Annotated in this window: 8 protein-coding genes; 6 read left to right on the top strand and 2 right to left on the bottom strand. The window is 38.6% G+C overall.

Annotation, left to right across the window (positions count from 1 at the left end; translation table 11 throughout):
• Nucleotides 1-45: 45 nt before the first annotated feature.
• Both H7U04_RS00110 and H7U04_RS00105 read left to right on the top strand, forming a co-directional pair.
• Nucleotides 46-2,574 carry a KxYKxGKxW signal peptide domain-containing protein gene (locus H7U04_RS00110; protein ID WP_201059197.1) on the top strand — a complete coding sequence of 843 codons (2,529 nt, stop codon included), beginning with the start codon at nt 46-48 and terminating at the stop codon, nt 2,572-2,574.
• 715 nt (nt 2,575-3,289) lie between these two features.
• On the top strand, nt 3,290-5,731 hold the full coding sequence (locus H7U04_RS00105; protein ID WP_201059196.1) for a glucosyl transferase: 2,442 nt from the start codon (nt 3,290-3,292) through the stop codon (nt 5,729-5,731).
• Between the two features lie 258 nt (nt 5,732-5,989).
• Here the strand turns inward: H7U04_RS00105 and pdxT are convergent, their stop codons facing one another.
• Both pdxT and pdxS read right to left on the bottom strand, forming a co-directional pair.
• Nucleotides 5,990-6,583 (bottom strand): pyridoxal 5'-phosphate synthase glutaminase subunit PdxT, encoded by a 594-nt coding sequence (gene pdxT / locus H7U04_RS00100; RefSeq protein WP_004182217.1) that lies wholly within the window; start codon nt 6,581-6,583, stop codon nt 5,990-5,992.
• Entirely contained in the window at nt 6,584-7,456 is an 873-nt protein-coding gene (gene pdxS / locus H7U04_RS00095) for a pyridoxal 5'-phosphate synthase lyase subunit PdxS (protein WP_002883851.1), read from the bottom strand. It abuts the gene before it with no gap.
• 330 nt (nt 7,457-7,786) lie between these two features.
• On the opposite strand from pdxS, the gene H7U04_RS00090 reads away from it, so the two are divergent.
• From H7U04_RS00090 to H7U04_RS00075, 4 genes are all read left to right on the top strand, one after another.
• On the top strand, nt 7,787-11,020 hold the full coding sequence (locus H7U04_RS00090) for a KxYKxGKxW signal peptide domain-containing protein (RefSeq protein ID WP_155197994.1): 3,234 nt from the start codon (nt 7,787-7,789) through the stop codon (nt 11,018-11,020).
• A gap of 314 nt (nt 11,021-11,334) precedes the next feature.
• Nucleotides 11,335-14,142 carry an N-acetylmuramoyl-L-alanine amidase family protein gene (locus H7U04_RS00085; RefSeq protein WP_201059195.1) on the top strand — a complete coding sequence of 936 codons (2,808 nt, stop codon included), beginning with the start codon at nt 11,335-11,337 and terminating at the stop codon, nt 14,140-14,142.
• Nucleotides 14,143-14,425: 283 nt separating this feature from the next.
• Nucleotides 14,426-16,672, top strand: a complete 2,247-nt coding sequence (locus H7U04_RS00080) for a glucosyl transferase (protein WP_156685312.1) — start codon at nt 14,426-14,428, stop codon at nt 16,670-16,672.
• A 269-nt stretch (nt 16,673-16,941) separates the two neighbouring features.
• A complete protein-coding gene (locus H7U04_RS00075) occupies nt 16,942-19,821 on the top strand; it encodes a glucosyl transferase (protein WP_201059194.1) in 2,880 nt (959 codons plus the stop codon).
• Nucleotides 19,822-20,157 lie beyond the last annotated feature (336 nt).

Raw genomic sequence — 20,157 nt, 5'->3', positions numbered from 1 at the left:
CACACATATAATTCCAATTTGTCTTTCAATGAAAGGAGAATTATCATGGAAAAGAAAGTACATTTTAAACTTCACAAAGTTAAAAAACATTGGGTAACTATTGCAGTGACAGGACTGGCTTTGGGATTGAGTTTTGCTGGCCTTAACTATGCTTCAGCTGAAGAACAGTCTACCCCTGTTAATGAAGCGACTGTTGAAACCATCATCAAAGAAGGCGCTATTGACGTTGAGGCTCCAGCGACTAGTGAAGCCACAGCTAAACCTACAGAAAATACACCTGCTACCCCTTCTAGCGAGACTGCTACAGTATCAGAAGCACCAGTAGCTACCTTAGAAGTTCCTTCAACAGAAACAGTCTCTGAAAAACCAAGCTCTGAAGTCTCAAGCACAGCTAGTTCGGAAGTAGCGCATTCTGAAACTGCACATTCTGAGGTAATTGCAACGACTAGTGAGAGTGTTACAGCTGAGAATGTGTCATCTGTTGGTGATATCCCAAACGAAAATACCACGAGAGGAACTGACCGTTCTGCCTTTACTGAAAAAAGAAATGGATTTGTCACCGAACAAGAAGAACGCATCGAAACAGTTAACTATGTAGGTAGTCTCATTACCTTAAGACATCCTTATTACGTTACTTATTACTACGATAATAACGGTAATAAGCTTATGGGATGGCAAGATATTAATGGAGAACGCTATTATTTCAAAAAAGAGCGAGAACATCCTGGTTTCGAAACCATTGATGGAAAACTCTATTACTTTACAGATAGTGCACGTATGCTCCATGATGAATTTGTTGAAGAAAATGGTCAAACTTACTATCTAGGTAGCGATGGGGTGCGAGTTTCTGGCTTACAAGATATCAAAGGACAAACCTATTACTTTAATCCTGATAGAAACGACCAACTTAGCTACGGATTGAACGTGGTTAGTGACAAACTCTATCTTTTTGGAGATGCTGGCAAAGAAAATCCGGGGCAATTAATTAAAGACACTCATCTCAAGAATGGTGACTTCCAACTAAATATTGATGCTAGTGGCGTCGTAACATTAGCTAATAACCATCCAGCTTTTCTACAAGATAATGCTGGGCATTGGTATTATATGAATACAGATGGAAAGCTAGTTACTGGACCACAAACTATTGACGGCTTAACCTATTACTTTGACTCAGATGGTAAACAGGTCAAGGGGGAACGCCGTAAGGTCAATGGTAAATCCTATTTTTACGACCCAGATAACGGCGCCCTTGTGACGAACCGCCTCGTCACCTTCAAAGCTGGACGATTTATTCCTGAGGAAAACTATGCTAAAGAAGTAAGATTTGACGAAGCTGTATATTCAAATTTTTTCAATAATGAACATCCTGAACTCGAACGGTATTATTTTGGTGCCGATGGCCTACCAGTCAAAGGATGGCAAACCATCAATGGTAATAAGTACTATTTCCAAGATGATGGAAATATGGTCGTACACAGATTTTTCAATAACTATTACTTCTACAATGATGGTACCATTGCTAGAAATATACGATTGAATATTCCTACACACTATATTATGAGAGAATTTCCAAATATCTATGAATTTGATAATGATGGGGTTGGTAAATTCATTTCTAGTGATTTTAAGGATCTTCGACCTAAGAGCGCTTATTTTGTCCAAGATAAAGATGGGTACTGGCGTTACTACGACGAAATTGGATGGCCTGTCGTTGGCTCTGCAACTATTGATGGCTACGACATGTATTTCCATTTAGGAACTCGTAGACAAGCTAAGGGAGAGTTCGTTGATATCAAGGGCAAGGTTTACTATTTTGATAAAGATAACGGCCGAAAAGTCAAAGATACAACTTTTGATTTCGATGGTAAGACCTATGTGGCAGACCAATCTGGTGTCATCACCATTAAGAGTCATTCAACTCAACGAAACCGCTATATTAATGATTCCGAAGGAAACTGGTACTATGTCAATGACAAGGGTTACCTCCTCCTTGGTGCTCATACCATTGATAACGTCAAAGTTTATTTCGGTACCAATGGTGTTCAATACAAAGGGCATTTTGCTCCTGATAACCACTATTACGATAAAGATAACGGTGCTTTAGTAACAGATAGATTGGTTGAGGATGGTGGCAAAGAGTTTTATGTTGATAAAGAAGGAAATAAGTTTGACGGTGCTAAGTATTTGGACGGAATTCAGTACTACTTTAATTACGGTGAGAAAGTGAAAGGTGACTTCGGCTATTCAAACTACAATAGACACTACTATGACAAAGAGACTGGTGCACTTGTAACCGGAAAATACTTCGAATACAAAAATAACTGGTATTATGCAAATAGTAAGGGAAATATTCTGACTGGAAAACAAGTCATAGATGGCAAACATGTCTACTTCTACGATGAGGATTACGGACAATATAAGGGCATACAAGCTAAAGATAAACTCATCATTTTAGGTGGTAAGACTTACTATTATCTTCCTGGCTCTGGTAATCGTGCTGAAAATGTGACGTTGACAATCAATCACGTTACTTATTACTTCGATAATGACGGGGTTGGACATATTCTTCGATAGTCATTTACAAGTGACTATGGATTTCAATTACTTCACACAAAAGGAAGTCGACCAACTGTCAACTTCCTTTTCCATATCATCAATAACTGACTTACAAATAGAATTCAAATATGAACTATTCTTAAACAATTACGATTATCTTGTAAAAAAACTTGTTTGTCATAAAAAAAGGACTATAATAAAGATAGGTGAACATGTAAGCGTTTTACTGAAAACGTTGAAAGTGTACTACAAGGGATTAGGATTAGGAACTTGGCTTTAGACTTCTAACGTCAAAATAATTTTTTATGCATGAAAACTGGTCCTTAGGCACTTTGGCATGATAATCTAAGGCTCTTTTCATATACACATCTGTCTATAATATAAAACTAGAGCTTTAGAGAGAATGCTTCAAACTAAAAGCTCTAGTTTTTTGTATTTGAAGACAGATGCCATAGGCTGGATTCAAAAATAAAACGAAAGGAGAGAAATAAAAGTATTAAGATAAATAAAATCACTTGTTTCCAGATATAAACTATACAGCCTAAGCATATTCTCCTTGCCATACATTTGACGTGCTCGCCTATAAAATCTTCTTATGGCCATGCCCTGAGAGATTTAGATATGGGGCTCAGTCGTTTTAACAGATCTTCTCACTTTTAACATTCTTCTGACGGCCTAGCTCCTTTATGTTACACACCTAAACATCGGTGTTCATTTTTGAAGGGAGTCTATTATGAATTCTGAAATGAATTATCCTTGGCATATCTCCAAGAAACAGGTCGTGGCACTTTCCTGTGCTACTGCATTAGCTAGTTTTACTCTTGTTGCTCGCCCTGCCTTTGCAGATGAAACAAAACTGCTTGATGTTAGTTTTCAACCTACTGAAGTCGTTGCTCCTGATACTAAAAACGCAGTACCTGATGTTGAAGTTAAGACACCTACTGAAAATCCAATATTAACTGATATTGAGGTACCTGCCAGTACAAGTACGCTTCTAAGTGAAGCTCCTAGCAGTGAAGTCGCATCATCTGAATTAGCAAGCGAATTACCGGTAGAAATCACTTCTGAACAAGGAAATAGCAATCAAGATAATCAGGCAAATAAAGCTACACCTATTAAAACGGCAACTTCAGAAGCCTCTACTACAAAAAATTTAGTGGAAAAAGTTAATGAACCTATTCCTGTCGAAGAAACAAAAACACCTACAAAAAACAGTGAACAACCTGTCCCAATCGATGAAAATGAAAAGCCAGTCACACCTTCTGTAACACTTGAAAATGCACCTCATATTTCTGGTGGACATTATTATAGTGATGATAACGGTAACTGGTATTACAAGGATGCAAATGGCAAAAATCTTGTCGGTCTGAACTATGTGGATAATGTTCCTGTTTACTTTAGCCAAGACGGTATTCAAATCAAAGGTGGTTCTGCAGAGGATGGCCGATACTATGACAAAGACTCTGGTGCTCTTGTAACCAAGGCCTTTAAAGAACTCTTAACTTATATTGGTCGTGATGATATCAACGGTCAAAACATCTATACTACAGATTGGTACTACCTTGATGCCGACGGACGACCACTTAAAGGTCCTCAAAATCTTGGTGGAACAAACATGTACTTCTTTCCTAACGGAGCACAAGTTAAGGGACGTTTCGCACCTGACGGACACTACTATGATAAGGACTCTGGTGCACTCGTAACTAATAGCTTTGTCCATGTCTACAACTGGAATTATCAAAATCAAGACGGAAATCATGTGAATCACTTTGTCATCACTATTCCTAATAATTCAGTCGTTGGACCTAACGGTGAAAACCAATTTTTAGATATGAGTCATTACCCACTTTCTAGCAATGATTTGAATCGAGAAGATTTCTACTATTACGTAGATGACAAGGGAGATAAACTGACAGGACCTCAAACCCTAAACGGCATCCATGTCTACTTCGACCAAAATGGTAGACAACTTAGAGGTGAGTTTGAATTTGACGAAGATGGTACCGTTCATTATTACGATGCTAAAAACGGTGCACGCGCTGAAAATACCATTGTCAGAACCAACACTGGTGCCTTCAAATTCGATGCAAATGGTAATGGACGTTTGATGGGGCCTGGTGAAGAAATAGATACTCCCGTCACTCCTACAGTCACCCTAGACAAAGCACCACGAGTTTTTGGTGGTCACTATTATAGTGATAACGAGGGCAACTGGTACTACAAGGATGCAAACGGTAAAAACCTCATCGGTCTCAACTTCGTCGACAACATTCCAGTCTACTTCGACAAGGATGGCAAACAAGTCAAAGGACGTTTTGCAGAAGATGGCCGATACTATGACAAAGATTCTGGTGCTCTCGTAACCAAACGCTATCTTGAAACCCAAGATGGTGACTGGGTTTACGTCAATGATAAAGGTGATAAACTCAAGGGAGAACAAACTATTGATGGTGTTAAAGTCTACTTTGATGATTTCACTGGTGTACAAGTCAAGGGACATTTTGCACCAAATGGTAAATACTATGATAAAGATTCTGGTGCTCTCGTAACCAATGCTTTTAAAGAAATCTTAACTTACATTGGTCGTGATGACATTAACAATCAAAATATCTATACTACTGCCTGGTACTATCTTGATGCTGATGGTAAGCCATTAACAGGACCTCAAACCTTTGGAAATAGTCACTTTTACTTCCTTCCTAACGGAGCACAAGTCAAGGGACGCTTCGCCCCGGATGGACACTATTATGATAAAGACTCTGGCGCTCTCGTAACTAATAGCTTTGTTCATGTCTACAATTGGAATTACCGAAATCTCGATGGTGATCGTATCTTCCACTTTACTATCACCATTCCTGGAAATGATATCGTAGGTCAGGATGGACAATATCCAAGAGAAAGTAAAGATTTAGATCGTGAAGATTTCTACTACTATGTTGGTGCTAAAGGGGATAAACTGACAGGACCTCAAACCTTAAATGGCATCCATGTTTACTTCGACCAAAACGGTAAACAACTTAGAGGTGAATTCAAATTTGATGATGACGGAACTGTCCACTATTACGATGCTAAGAATGGCGCACGCGCTGAAAATACCATTGTTAGAACAAACACTGGTGCCTTCAAATTCGATGCTGACGGTAATGGACATTTGATGGGACCCGATGAAGTATAAGAATAGTATTCAAATAACAACTATTGATATCGAATAATTACTCTCATTTAGAAATCGCTAAAAAGGAAGTCGACCAACTGTCAACTTCCTTTTTCATATCACAAGTAAACTTTTTTTCCACTTTAAGAAAACTTTAGGCTTTGCTTTATATACTATAACCATCCTAAAACTTTTCTTTTTCATAATCTCCTAAATCCAGGGCCTAGGTTCTGGATTTTTTTGCGTGAAGGAGAAGTAAATGAATTTATGAAATTTGAATCAAAGCTTTTCTTCTTTTGCCGGATTAATCATATCTAGGAAATAAGCATGTACCCTTTCGTCACCCGTTAATTCTGGATGAAAAGAGGTCACTAACATCTGCTTTTCTCTAGCTGCCACAATTGCCCCATTGACTTGAGCTAAAATCTCCACTTCTGCTCCAACAGCTTCAATAATTGGCCCACGAATAAAGACCATTGGGATTTCCCCTTTTCCTTTAAATTCAGCATCTGTGACAAAACTGCCCAATTGGCGACCATAGGCATTTCTGGCTACATTGATATCCATACTTGCCAAATGTTTTGTTTGGTCCCCTACTATGGTTTTGGCTAACAAAATCAGACCTGCACAGGTTCCAAATACAGGTAAGCCCGAATCAATTTTCGCCTTTATCGGCTCAAACAAGTCTAAATCATGCAAGAGTTTTCCCATGACTGTCGACTCTCCCCCTGGTAGAATGAGCCCATCTAAATCAGCGTGCGCTTCCCAATCCTGTCGATTTCTGATTTGAACTGTTTCAACTCCAAGTCCGTTCAAGACCTGCTCATGTTCTGCAAAAGCACCTTGCAAAGCCAGTATTCCAATTTTTGTCATCTATTTTCCTCGCTCTGCCATTAAGATGTCAATTTCATCCTTGTTGATACCAACCATGGCTTCCCCCAAATCTTCTGACACTTGCGCCAAAATGTCCGGACGATTATAGTTAGTCACTGCTTTGACAATGGCTTCCGCACGTTTTTTCGGATCTCCTGATTTGAAAATACCTGAACCAACAAAGACACCTTCAGCACCCAACTGCATCATAAGCGCCGCATCCGCTGGCGTCGCTACACCACCTGCCGCAAAATTGACAACCGGCAACTTGCCATGTTCGTGGACATAACGGACCAAATCAATTGGCACCTGCAAATCTTTAGCAGTAATATATAGTTCATCTTCTCTAAGATTTTGAATACGGCGAATCTCTTGATTCATGAGTCGCAAGTGGTGAACAGCCTGAACAATATCACCAGTACCAGGTTCACCCTTGGTACGAATCATTGATGCCCCTTCAGAGATACGGCGAAGAGCCTCACCAAGGTCCTTGGCTCCACAGACGAAAGGCACATCAAATTTGGTTTTGTCCACATGAATAAGGTCATCGGCCGGTGTCAAAACCTCACTCTCGTCGATATAATCAATCTCAATCGCCTGCAAAATCTGTGCTTCCACGAAATGACCAATACGCACCTTAGCCATCACTGGAATACTAACAGCGTCCTGAATTTCCTTAATCATCTTAGGATCACTCATACGTGACACACCACCCACTGCACGGATATCGGCCGGAATGCGTTCCAAGGCCATGACTGCAGCCGCTCCTGCCGCCTCAGCGATACGTGCCTGCTCAGGATTTTGAACGTCCATGATGACGCCCCCCTTAAGCATCTGTGCCAAATTTTTATTTAAGTCGTAACGATTTGTCATTGCAATCACCTCTCATGTTTTTATGCCCTCTATTTTACACAGGATGATTTTTGAAAAAAAGAGTCTTTTTCTCAAACTGTATGGGGACAATATATCTTTCAATGATATCTATAGACGAAAAAATAAATAAATTAGGAAAACCCTTTTATAGGCTATAACTATCACGAATATAAGAATCTTTTTATAAAATCATGGCATTTTTGTATCCGTTTTCTATTGAAATTATTAGAAAATAGAATTAAAATATAATCGTAAATTAATTTTTGGTATTCATGATGTTTTTAATGTCACAGCATGAATTTACCAAGCCACCATACAAGGGGGAAGATTATGGAAAACAAAGTTCGTTTCAAACTTCATAAAGTTAAGAAACATTGGATTACAATCGCTGCTTCAAGTTTGGCTATCGGGGCTTCACTGATTGGCCTAGGGCAAGTCGGAGCCGATGAAGTTAAACCAGAAACGACTGCTGTTATCAGTCCTGAAAATGTCGTCTCTGACAGCAATCTTGAGACAAGTGCTAGCCTCATTACAAGAACCGAAGTAGCTCCAACGAGTACAGTTGTCGAGAATACTTCTAGTGCAGCAGTATCTACTGACACTACACCTACTAATGTCGCTACTCAGCCAACAGAAACAACTGCTACACAGCCTAGTAACGAGGCCGATAAAAAGGTTGAAACCGCTCAATCTAGTGAAACAACTATTGCTGATAGGGGTGCTGAAGTCTCATCTGAAACAAGCGACAACGTAACTACTTCACAGGAAACACCCTCACAAGGTGGCAAGTTCACATCCGATGATCAAGGCAATTGGTACTACACCAAGGACGGAAAAAATCTCACTGGATGGAATAATGTAGAAGATCGCGAATACTATTTCCAAGAAGATGGAAAACAGGTCAAAGGCCAATTTGTTGAGGTAAATGGAAAGAACTATTATTTAGATGACCATACTGGTATGCTCCTAGTCAATTGCTACCTCGATAAAGATGGAAAACATTATCAAATTGATGAGAATGGGGTTGTGACAGAGAGAACCAAACTGCCTACAAACATTACTGGTGGACATTTTGAAGCCAATGATAAGGGGGAATGGTCTTATATCACTTCACAAGGTGAAAAATTGACTGGCTTCCAATATGTGGACGGTGTTGAACTCTATTTTGACAAAGATGGGAAACAACTCAAAGGTCAAGAAATCACAGTTGATGGAAAAACATATTACTTAGATCATAACACCGGTGCCCTTCTCAAAAATTCTTACCGCAATTGGTCTGAAAAACAGATTATCCCACGGTATAAAACAAACTACATTTACCATACTAGTTACTTCAACCGAGATGGCATACGTGCCACAGGTCTCGTTAAAACAGCAGCTGGTTTCATTCACTATTTTGATGAAAATGGCGAACTGCTTAAGAATGTAGCGGTTAATGTAGGAGACACAACCTATGTCTTTGGTGAGAGAGGACGGCTAGCTCGAAACTCCTTTATTTGGGATAAGGTAGATTTCACCTTCCCTGAAAATGTTAATTTTTATTATGGTGATGAAAAGGGCCACGCTGTTAAAGGACTTCAAACCATTGATGGTTACCAACTTTACTTCGATAAAGACGGTCGTCAAGCAAAAGATAAAATCGTTCAGATTGATGGTAAAACCTATTACTTTGATAAAAACAATGGACGTATGGTTAAAAATCAATGGGCCTCAGTCAATGTTGGTGGAATTAGTCCTGCATCAAAGGACTACCGTTCATACTATCTCGGAAATGATGGCGCTGCTGTGACTGGATGGCAAGATATTGATGGAGAACGCTTGTACTTCACTGAGACCGGTCTCTATGCACATAATGGTATCTATTCAATCAATGGTAAAAATTATCTATTTGATCCTAAGGGACAATTAGTCAAGAATGCTTATGGCGTTGTTGATAAGCCAGGGTCTAAAGTGAGGTTTAAATATACCTACCGAACTAATGCAGATGGCGAAGTCCTAACTGGTAAACAAATTATCGATGGAAAAGAATATATCTTTGGTTCAACTGGTCAAGTCGTCGATGGTGTTGTACGTTATGATGGCAAACTTTATCTAGTCAAAGATAGTAAAATAGAAAAAAACTATTTTGGAGCCTTCTTTTCTAAAAACGAAATTTTGGGTGGAATTAATTTCACTGGAATCTATGGAACTGATGAAAACGGTGTCCTCCTAGAGGGTGTCCAACGAGGCTTAGATGGTCAACTGCACTACTTCCAACCTGAGGTAAAAAGTGTTAATAAACCTACATGGAAAGAAATCGATGGTAAGCGCTATCGTCTAACAAAATGGTATCTTCCTGAACACCACGCTGGTATGTACACCACTATTATCCTTACTAACGACACTTTGAAAGTCGATGACAAGACCTACACAATTGATAATGAGGGAGTTGCAACTGAGTTTACGGCCAAAAACCAATTTGTTCGTGATGACAATTGGAACTGGTACTACTATGATACTGATGGCAAGCTCCTAACTGGTCGTCAAACTATTGATGGTATTCAACTCTACTTTGATGCTAACGGTAAACAAGCTAAAGGTACTTTGATTGACATTGATGGTGACACTTACTACTTTGATAAGGATAGTGGGGCTATGTGGACCAATCGTAGTCTAACTCTCAATGGAATGACCTACGAAATTGATGACCAAGGCCGTGTGACATCGTCACTTCGAAATACCTTTGTTCAAGATAAGGATGGTGACTGGACCTACCTCAAGGATAAGGGGCAAGTAGCTACTGGATGGCAGACTATTGATGGTATTCAACTCTACTTTGATGGCACTGGGAAACAAATCAAAGGTGAGCGTATCCTTATAGATGGAAAATACTACCATTTCGATAAGAACAGTGGCGAACTCCTCCGTAATGCATTCCATTCCTTTAATTCATATATTCACTACTTTGGCAATGATGGAGCACAAGTTTTCGGCTGGTACACACTAGATGGTCACCGTGTTTACTTTAAGGAAAACGGTATTCAAGCTAAAGATGATTTACTTTTAATTGATGGCAATTATTATTACTTCAATCAAGATGGCCAACTTCTTGTTAATGGTTCCGCTAAATCATATAATAGTTTATATCTTGCAGATTCAGAAGGAAAATTATTATCCGGGTGGAGAGAAATTGACGGTAAGACCTATTACCTAGATCCAAGCAACCAATATCGCTATATCAATACAACAGAAACCATAAATGGCAAGACCTATCTTTTCGGTTCTTACGCAGAATTATTACGTAATGAAACTAAATCCGGTTACGTTTCAGACGAAAATGGAATCGTTCGAATAGGATTCTACCGTACTGATAAAGGCTATCTATACTATCTTGAGCCTAGGGTAATCGAGTTTTACCAACCAACTTGGAAGGAAATTGACGGTAAGCTCTATCACTTTGAAAAATCAACTTCATTAAGGAAATATCTTTACGGATCTCCAATCACAACCAATGCAACCCTTGAAAAAGATGGCAAAACTTATGTCATTGATGAAAATGGTGTGGCAACTGAGAAAGTTAATTAAAGTGGAAAACAAGATATTTCTCGCACTTTAAGAAAACTTTAGGAATTACTTTATATACTATAACCATCCTAAAACTTTTCTTTTTCATAATCTCCTAAAATCCAGGGCTCAAGTCCTGGATTTTTTGTGTAAACATCTACTTCTCTCAAACGTCTCTATTGCACTATTTATTGAAACTATAATTATGTATGCGTTTTCTATTGAGTTTGTTAGAAAATAAGGGTAAGATATAATCATAAATTAATTTTTGGTATAATCTCGTTAATTATTTCACGATGTGAGTATGCCAAATCACCATAATAAGGGGGAAATTTATGGAAAACAAAGTTCGTTTCAAACTTCATAAAGTTAAGAAACATTGGATTACAATCGCTGCCTCAAGTTTGGCTATCGGGGCTTCACTAATTGGACTAGGACAGGTCGGAGCCGATGAAGTCAAACCAGAAACGACTGCTGTTAACAGTCCTGAAAATGTCGTCTCTGACAGCAATCTTGAGACAAGTGCCAGCCTCATTACAAGAACCGAAGTAGCTCCAGCAAGCACTACTGTTGAGAAAGCTTCTAGTGAAGCAGTCTCAACTGATACTGCATCTACTAATGTTGCTACTCAACCTACAGAAACTATTACTACACAGCCTACCAGTGAAACTAATCAAAAGGTTGAGGTAGCTCCAGTTAATGAAACAACTACTGCCGATAGGAGTGTTGAAACCTCATCCGAAACAAGCGACAACGCAACTACTGCTCAGGAATTACCTTCCCAAGGTGGCAAGTTCACCTCAGATGATCAAGGTAACTGGTATTACCTAGACAGCGAGGGCCACAAACTAACGGGTCCACAAACCGTCGACAGCTTCAACCTCTACTTCCATGACAATGGCATCCAGGCAAAAGGTGAAAAGGTAACCATTGATGGCAAGGATTACTACTACGATAAAGATAATGGGCGTAAGGTAACTGATACAAGTATTGAAGTAGATGGTAAAACTTATCTAGCAGATGCTGATGGTATCCTAACCGAAAAAACACAACTACCTACTCAGGTCGTGACCGGTGGTCATTTCCAATCTGATAACCAACAAGACTGGTATTACTACACTGCCAACGGTGAAAAATTGACTGGTTGGCAAAATGTTGATGGTGTCATCCTTTATTTTGATAAAGATGGGAAACAAGTCAAAGGACAAAAACAAGAAATCGACGGCAAGCACTACTATTTTGCCTATCATAATGGTGCCTTAATGACTAATCAATGGTATGAACATATCATCTTTAATAGTTACAGAACCAACCCAATGTATACGCACCTCTTTGAATATCTAGGAGAGGACGGTGCTCCCGTTACAGGTTGGCATACAATCGATAACAAACGCTACTACTTCCAATCAGACGGCCTGAGAGCTCAAAATGATGTCGTAACCATTGATGGGAAAGAATATTTGTTTGATTATGACGGTCAATTGGTTAAGAACACGTATGGCATCGTTGAAAGACCTTCTATGTTTTTCTCTAGTAAAACAACTTACCACACTGATGCTGACGGCGTCATCCAAACCGGTAGACATATAATTGATGGTAAGGAATACATTTTTACTGAAAATGGGGTTGTCCTAAACGGTATTATCACTTTTGAAAATAAAGATTATTTTGTCATTAATAGTGAAGTCCAAAAAAATAGCCTTAAAGCCTACTTTGCACCCGTTGTCTATCACAATGAAGGTATTTTTCATGGAATCTATGGCACTGATGAAAACGGGGTTGCCTTAAAAGGATTCCAACGAGGTATTGATGGTCAACTCCACTACTTCCAACCAGCAGTAAAAAGTGTCACTAAGCCTTCATGGGAGGAAATCAATGGGCAACGTTACCGATTGACAGATGGAGATTACGTCGAACCTACTGCTGGTATGCGTCCTACAATTATTGTCTCTAATACAACTTTGAAAGTTGATGACAAAGTCTATTCCTTTGATGACAAGGGAATCTCAACTGAAGTTACACCTAAAAATCAGTTTATTCGCGACGATTTTTGGAACTGGTACTACTACGATAAAGATGGGAAACTCCTAACAGGTCGTCAAACCATTGATGGTATTCAGCTCTACTTTGATAAAAATGGTAAGCAAGCAAAAGGGACTTTGATTGACATCGATGGGGATACCTACTACTTCGATAAAGATAGCGGAGCTTTATGGACCAATCGTACCATTGAACTTGGTGGCGTTACCTATAACATTGATGAAGAAGGACATGTCACATCTTCTCTACGCAACACCTTTGTTCAGGACAAGGATGGCGATTGGACTTATCTCAAAGATAAGGGCCAATTAGCTACTGGATGGCAAACCATTAATGGTGTCCAACTCTACTTTGATGGCAGTGGTAAGCAAATAAAAGGTAAGCGTATCCTTATAGATGGTAAGTACTACTATTTCGCTAAAAACAATGGTGAACTCCTCCGTAATGCATTCTATCCGTACAATTACTATTCTAAGCTCTACTTTGGCAATGATGGAGCTCAAGTTTTTGGCTGGTATACACTAGATAATCACCGTGTTTACTTTAAGGAAGATGGTCTTCAAGCTAAAGAAGAGTTGCTTCTAATTGACGGAAATTATTATTACTTCAATCAAGATGGCCAACTTCTAGTTGATGGTTCAGCTAAATCATTTAGTATAATATATCTTGCAGATTCAGAAGGAAAACTATTAACCGGGTGGAGAGAAATTGACGGTAAGACCTATTACCTAGATCCAAGCAACCAATATCGCTATGTCAATACAACAGAAACCATAGATGGCAAGACCTATCTTTTCGGTTCTTATACGGAATTATTGCGTAATGACACTAATTACTCATACGCTTCGGATGAAAATGGAATCGTTCGAACAGGATTCTACCGCACTGATGAAGGCTACCTCTGCTATCTTGAGCCTCAGGTAATCTCTTCCTACCAACCAACTTGGAAGGAAATTGACGGTAAGCTCTATCACTTCGAAAAATCAACTTCGTTAGGGAAACATCTTTACGGTTCTCCAATCACAACCAATGCAACACTAGAAAAAGATGGCAAAACTTATGTCATTGATGAAAATGGTGTAGCAACTGAAAAAGTGAATTAAAATGGAAAACAAGATATTTCTTCTACTTTAAGAAAACTTTAGGCTATGCTTTATATACTATAACCATCCTAAAACTTTTCTTTTTCATAATCTCCTAAAATCCAGGGCATAGGTCCTGGATTTTTTTGTATTTTTAACTCTTGAGACTGCTAAAATTGTGATATTTGCCTTGTTAGTCACTTTACAATGTAATCGTTTTCTTATTTTTGTCTAAATTTCTTATATTTTCTTGAAACTCTCTAAAATAGCGCTATAATAGAATTTAGGAAATGGAGGAAAAATTATGAAAGTACATTCTAATTTTACTGGACAAAAGTCCAAAAAACGTCTGATTGCATTCTCATGTGCAACTGCTCTTGCTAGCTTTGCTTTTATCGCAAGGCCTGCATTTGCGGAGGAAGCTAAAGTTGACAACTCATCAAACCTTAATACGACTGCTGCTACCACTGCCAATGTGGAAACCACAGCAGATCTTGTCGAAACTAAGGTTGTTGAAGCTCCTGCTACTACTGAAAATGTTGCTAGCACAGAAAACACCACAAATGTCTCAGAACAAGCCACAAATTCTACAGCAAGTTCTGAAACTGCCAGTGAAACAGCTTCAACAACTGCAAGCGAAAGTCAAGTACCTGCAGAATCAGCCTCAGGCCAAACACGCGAAGCTGTAACTACAGACCGAGCTACCAATGAGACTACTTCAACTAGAGAAGCTAATATCACTGGTGGTCAATATTATAGTGATAATCAGGGAAATTGGTACTACAAGGATACGAATGGGAAAAACCTCGTTGGCGAACAGACTATCGATGGTCAAAATGTCTATTTCCGCAGTAATGGGCAACAAGTTAAGGGGCCTTTAATCGGTTGGAAGAATAGACTATTTCGTTACTACGATGTTGATACTGGGCAACTATGGACTAATCGATACCTTGAATACCAAGGTAATTGGTACTATTTAGGTGAAAATGGCTATCCCCTCACTGGAGAACAAACTATCAATGGTCAAGAAGTCTACTTTGATTATAAAGGTGTTCAAATCAAAGGTGACTTTAGTGGAGAAACTTATAGTTATCCTCATATGACTTTCTATTACGATGCTGACTCTGGAGCTAGAGTAAGAAAAGAAGGGCTTGTCAATGATAAAGGAGGAAAAACTTACTACCTCAACAATGATGGCTCTAAGTTTACAGGAGTTCGTGAGATTGACGGAAACCTCTTTTATTTCAAAATATATGATGCTACTACCCCTGTTTATATTGGCTCTCTACAAAAAGGTATCAGTATCTCTCTTGAGGAGGGGAAAAATTCACCACGCGGTAATAGTTATGGTTATGGTAATCCTACTAAAATCACTCGTCGATACTATTTTGACCCAATTACTGGTCAAGCCGTTAAAAATCGCTATGTCCAAGAAAATGATGGCTGGTACTATTATGCTGAAGATGGAAATGCAATTCGTCCTCAAGATGGTGAAGTCAATATAGACGGTCAAATCGTTTACCTCTATGCCAATGGTCGTCAAGCTAAGGGAGAGCTTGTTCTCGACAATGGTGTTCTTCGCTACTATGATCCTAATTCTGGAGCACGCGTCTCTAACACCACTCTAACAGTTAATGGTATGACCTATCGATTTGATGAAAATGGCATCGGTACGGATGCTCCTAACCCAAATGGTTATTATAGCGATGATAACGGAAACTGGTATTATAAAAACGCGAATGGAGACAACCTCACTGGTGCTCAAATCATTAACGGTCAAAAAGTCTTCTTCCGTGAGAACGGCCAACAGGTTAAAGGGGCCTATACCAATGCCCGTAATAATCTTGTTCACTACTTCGATCCAGATTCTGGAGAACTCGCGACCAATCGTTATATCGAATACAACAAATCTTGGTACTACGTTGATAAAAATGGCAATACTTTAAAGGGTGCTCATACTATTGATGGTCATGAAGTCATCTTCAGTCGCTATGAAGGAACACAAGTCAAAGGGTGGTTTGCACACGATGGTGTATATATGCCTGAATACTTTTATGATAAAAATAATGGATATAAAGTAAACTATTCTGGTTTTGTAAAAAACTCATTTGGAGATACTTATTACCATGACGAAACTGGTAGACAAGTAATCGGCTTTAAAGAAATTGATGGCGAATTTTACTACTTCACCCCAGGTGGGGCAAGCAAATATATTCGAGTTGCTTCAATGGAAAAAAATAGCCTCCTCTATTATACAAAGGATAAAATTTACTATTTTGGTGAGTCTGGTAAAGCAGTTAAAAACCGCTTCGTCTTTACCAGTGGAAATTGGTATTATTTCAATGGAGATGCTACAGCAGCAATTGGTGTCTCTGAAATTAATGGTAAAAAGCTTTACTTTAATTCTAGAGGGGAACAAATTAAAGGTGCTTTTACACCAGATGGTCACTACTACGATGAAATCTCTGGTGAACTAGTCACCAACCAAACACGTACTATCAAAGGTGTAACTTATCATTTTGATGAAAATGGTAATGCGACCAAAGTTTAAGATATTCCTCACTTTAAGAAAACTTTAGGAATCGCTTTGTATACTACAACTATCCTAAAACTTTTCTTTTTCATAATCTCCTAAAATCCAGGGCATAGGTCCTGGATTTTTTTGTTTTTTAAGTTACAAGGACTGCAAAAATTGTGAATTTTACCTTGTTAGACACTTTTAAATGTAATCGTTTTCTTATTTTTGTCTAAATTTCTTATATTTTCTTGAAAGTCTCTAAAATAGCGCTATAATAGGACTTAGGAAATGGAGGAAAAATTATGAAAGTACATTCTAATTTTACCGGACAAAAGTCCACAAAACGTCTGATTGCATTCTCATGTGCAACTGCTCTTGCAAGTTTTGCCTTTATCGCAAGACCTGCCCTCGCTGAGGAAGCTAAAGCTGACAACACATCAAACCTTGATGCAACTACTGCTACCACAACCAATGTGGAAACCACAGCAGACCTCGTAGAAACTAAAGTTGTCGAAGCTCCTGCTACTACCGAAAAGGCAGCCAGCACTGAAAGCACTACAAATGTCTCAGAACAAGCCACAACTTCTGCTGCAAGCTCTGAAACTGCCAGTGAAACAGCTTCAATAACTGCAAGTGAAAGTCAATCACCTGCAGAATCAGCCTCAGGCCAAACACGCGAAACTGTAACTACAGACCGAGCTGCCAGTGAGACAGCAACAGCTAACAAAACTTCAAACGGTGAAACAAATGTCACCGGTGGTCAATACTACAGTGATAAGAATGGCTACTGGCATTACAAAGATGCTAGTGGTAAAGACCTGACTGGACCACAAACTATTGATGGCGTTAAGGTCTACTTCACTCCAGGCGGTGTTCAGGTTAAAGGGAACTTTGGCTGGGACAATCACTATTATGACAAAAACTCTGGTGCTCTTGTTACTAATAAATTCGTTAAAGAATATGGTAGAACCTATTACGTTGATGAAAATGGTAATAAAGTAATCGGACCCAAAGAAATTAATGGAGCATGGAATTATTTTGATAAACACGGGGAACTAATTACAAACAATTTTGCTCCTGATGACCGTTATTATGACAAGGACGGTAAGCAAGTGGATTTCGGAACAAACCGCTATTTCGAATTAAACGGGGAATGGTACTATGCTGGAAATGATGGTGCTATTTTAAAGGGACCACAAACCATTGATGGCGTTAAGGTTTACTTCTATCAAAATGGTATTCAAGTTAAAGGGTATTTTGTTAAAGATGATACTGACAATACTGAACACTATTACGATAAAGATTCGGGTGCATTAATTACTAATAACTACGTTATTGCCTACGATAACTATACCCGCCAAAATGAACGTTACTATGTGGATAATCAGGGTTCTCGTGTAAGAGGTTCTAAAATAATAGATGGTAAACAAGTCTACTTTGAATTTAACGGAAAACAAGTCTTCGACAATTTTGGTGACGATGGCTACTTCTATGATCAGGATGGTAACCGAGTTGACCTAGGTACCAACCGTTATGTTCAAATCAAAGGTAACTGGTACTATGTGGGTAAGGATGGTGCTATTCTCAAATATGCACAAACTATTGATGGTGCTCACGTCTACTTTGGCTACAACGGTATCCAAGTTAAGGGAGACTTTGACTATAAAATGCAGTTTCACGATAAAGACTCTGGAAATCTAGTTACTAATCGTTTCGTAACAGTTAAAGACAAAACCTACTTTATTGGAGCCGATAGCAAAGCCATCAAAGGGGCAACAGTCATTGACAACATTGAATACTTCTTTGATGAGAAAACTGGAGCCCAAGTCAAAGGAAATTTCGCAACTAACGATAAATATTATGATGGAATCACTGGTGCTCTCGTAACCAATAGTTATGTCCAAGTCGACAAAGACTGGTACTACGTAGGTAATGACGGTAAACGGCTTAAAGGTTCTCAAACCATTAACAATATTCCTGTATACTTTGATTCTTATAGTGGTAAGCAAGCTAAAGGTGTCTTTAGTAATGATGGATACTTCTATGACAAAGATTCTGGGGCCAAAGTAGATTTAGGAACAAACCGCTACGTCCAGGTTAATGATAATTGGTACTACGTCAATGATGAGGGTAAAATTCTCAAGGGCGAACAAACTATTGACGCGGTAAAAGTTCATTTTGATCCATATGACGGTATACAGACTAAAGGCGGCTTCATTGATTCGAATGGACGACTAATAAACAAAAAAAAATACAATGCATACAATAAACCTAGTAAGTTCTACGATAAAGATTCCGGCGCTCTTGTAAAAGGTCAATACTTCAGCCATGATGGTAAATGGTACTATGCAGATGTGGAAGGAAATATCCTTAAAGGCTCACAAACCATTGATGGGGTACACGTTTATTTTGATGATTATGGAGTTCAAGCTAAAGGTATTATCGCTGATGGCTATTTCTATGATAAAGATTCTGGAGTTCGCCAAGATGTTCCTCGTGATCAATTTGTTAAGGTAGGAGATAAGTTGTACTACTTTGATAGCAAAGGTCAAAAAGGAAATAAAACCATTGATGGTAAGGATTATTACATACTAAATAATGGTGAAATTCTTCGAGATTCTTTCGAAATCTATGGGTCCTTTCCTTATCACGATAAAGAAACAGGGGCTGCTGTAAATAAAACTGGATTCCTTCAAGTTGGTAAGGACTGGTACTATATTGATGCTAATGGTACTAAGGCAAGGGGACTTAAAGAAATTGATGGTAAGCTTTATTTCTTCTCTAACAATCCAATGAACAAATACGAAACGCACGAACAAGTTCGTGGACAATTAGCTAGACCTTACTTTTATATTTCCTTCCCAAATAGAGCAGAAGACAACCCAACTTACTACTTCGACGCTGAAACAGGTGCTGCGGTAACCAATCAATTCGTCAATTGGAAGGACAACTGGTACTACTTCGGTAAGGATGGTAAGGCCCTCCTCTTTGATCAAGTCATCAATGGTCAACACCTCTACTTTGATTATGAAGGTAAGCAAGTGAAGGGCAATTTCGTTACAGACTACAAGGGAACTCGTTACTATGATGAAAACTCTGGTGAGCTCGTCACCAACCAAACACGTACCATCAATGGTGTGACTTATCACTTTGATGAAAATGGACGTGCGAAGCAATTTTAGAGAATGTAGGAAAGTAGACTAATTTTTTCTCAAAATATATCTATACTAAAGGAAGTTGATTTATTTCAACTTCCTTTTAAAAATCCAAGAAAATAATTTTTGTCTACTTTAAGCAAACTTTAGGATTTGATTTATATACTATAACTATCCTAAAACTTTTCTTTTTCATAATCTCCTAAATTCAGGGCTCAGGTCCTGGATTTTTTTGTTTTTTATGAATCTTGGATTTAGTAAGAACTGGCAACATCTCACTTAATATTCAAAGAAAAGCATACTTTTCTTTTTTGTCTACTCCTTTTCACATTATAAGAAAGCCTTTTCATTTTAATCTTGAAA

It is taken from the genome of Streptococcus sp. 22.1 (assembly GCF_016648645.1).
GTDB lineage: Bacteria > Bacillota > Bacilli > Lactobacillales > Streptococcaceae > Streptococcus.
The sequence above is the reverse complement of the archived record's forward strand: the minus strand, read 5'-3'. Positions and strand labels throughout refer to the sequence as shown.

What these genes read in the sequence shown, in the direction of transcription:
- H7U04_RS00110 (WP_201059197.1), top strand. Translation starts at nt 46, where the DNA reads ATGGAAAAGAAAGTACATTTTAAACTTCACAAAGTTAAAAAACATTGG.
- H7U04_RS00105 (WP_201059196.1), top strand. Translation starts at nt 3,290, where the DNA reads ATGAATTCTGAAATGAATTATCCTTGGCATATCTCCAAGAAACAGGTC.
- pdxT (WP_004182217.1), bottom strand. Translation starts at nt 6,583, where the DNA reads ATGACAAAAATTGGAATACTGGCTTTGCAAGGTGCTTTTGCAGAACAT.
- pdxS (WP_002883851.1), bottom strand. Translation starts at nt 7,456, where the DNA reads ATGACAAATCGTTACGACTTAAATAAAAATTTGGCACAGATGCTTAAG.
- H7U04_RS00090 (WP_155197994.1), top strand. Translation starts at nt 7,787, where the DNA reads ATGGAAAACAAAGTTCGTTTCAAACTTCATAAAGTTAAGAAACATTGG.
- H7U04_RS00085 (WP_201059195.1), top strand. Translation starts at nt 11,335, where the DNA reads ATGGAAAACAAAGTTCGTTTCAAACTTCATAAAGTTAAGAAACATTGG.
- H7U04_RS00080 (WP_156685312.1), top strand. Translation starts at nt 14,426, where the DNA reads ATGAAAGTACATTCTAATTTTACTGGACAAAAGTCCAAAAAACGTCTG.
- H7U04_RS00075 (WP_201059194.1), top strand. Translation starts at nt 16,942, where the DNA reads ATGAAAGTACATTCTAATTTTACCGGACAAAAGTCCACAAAACGTCTG.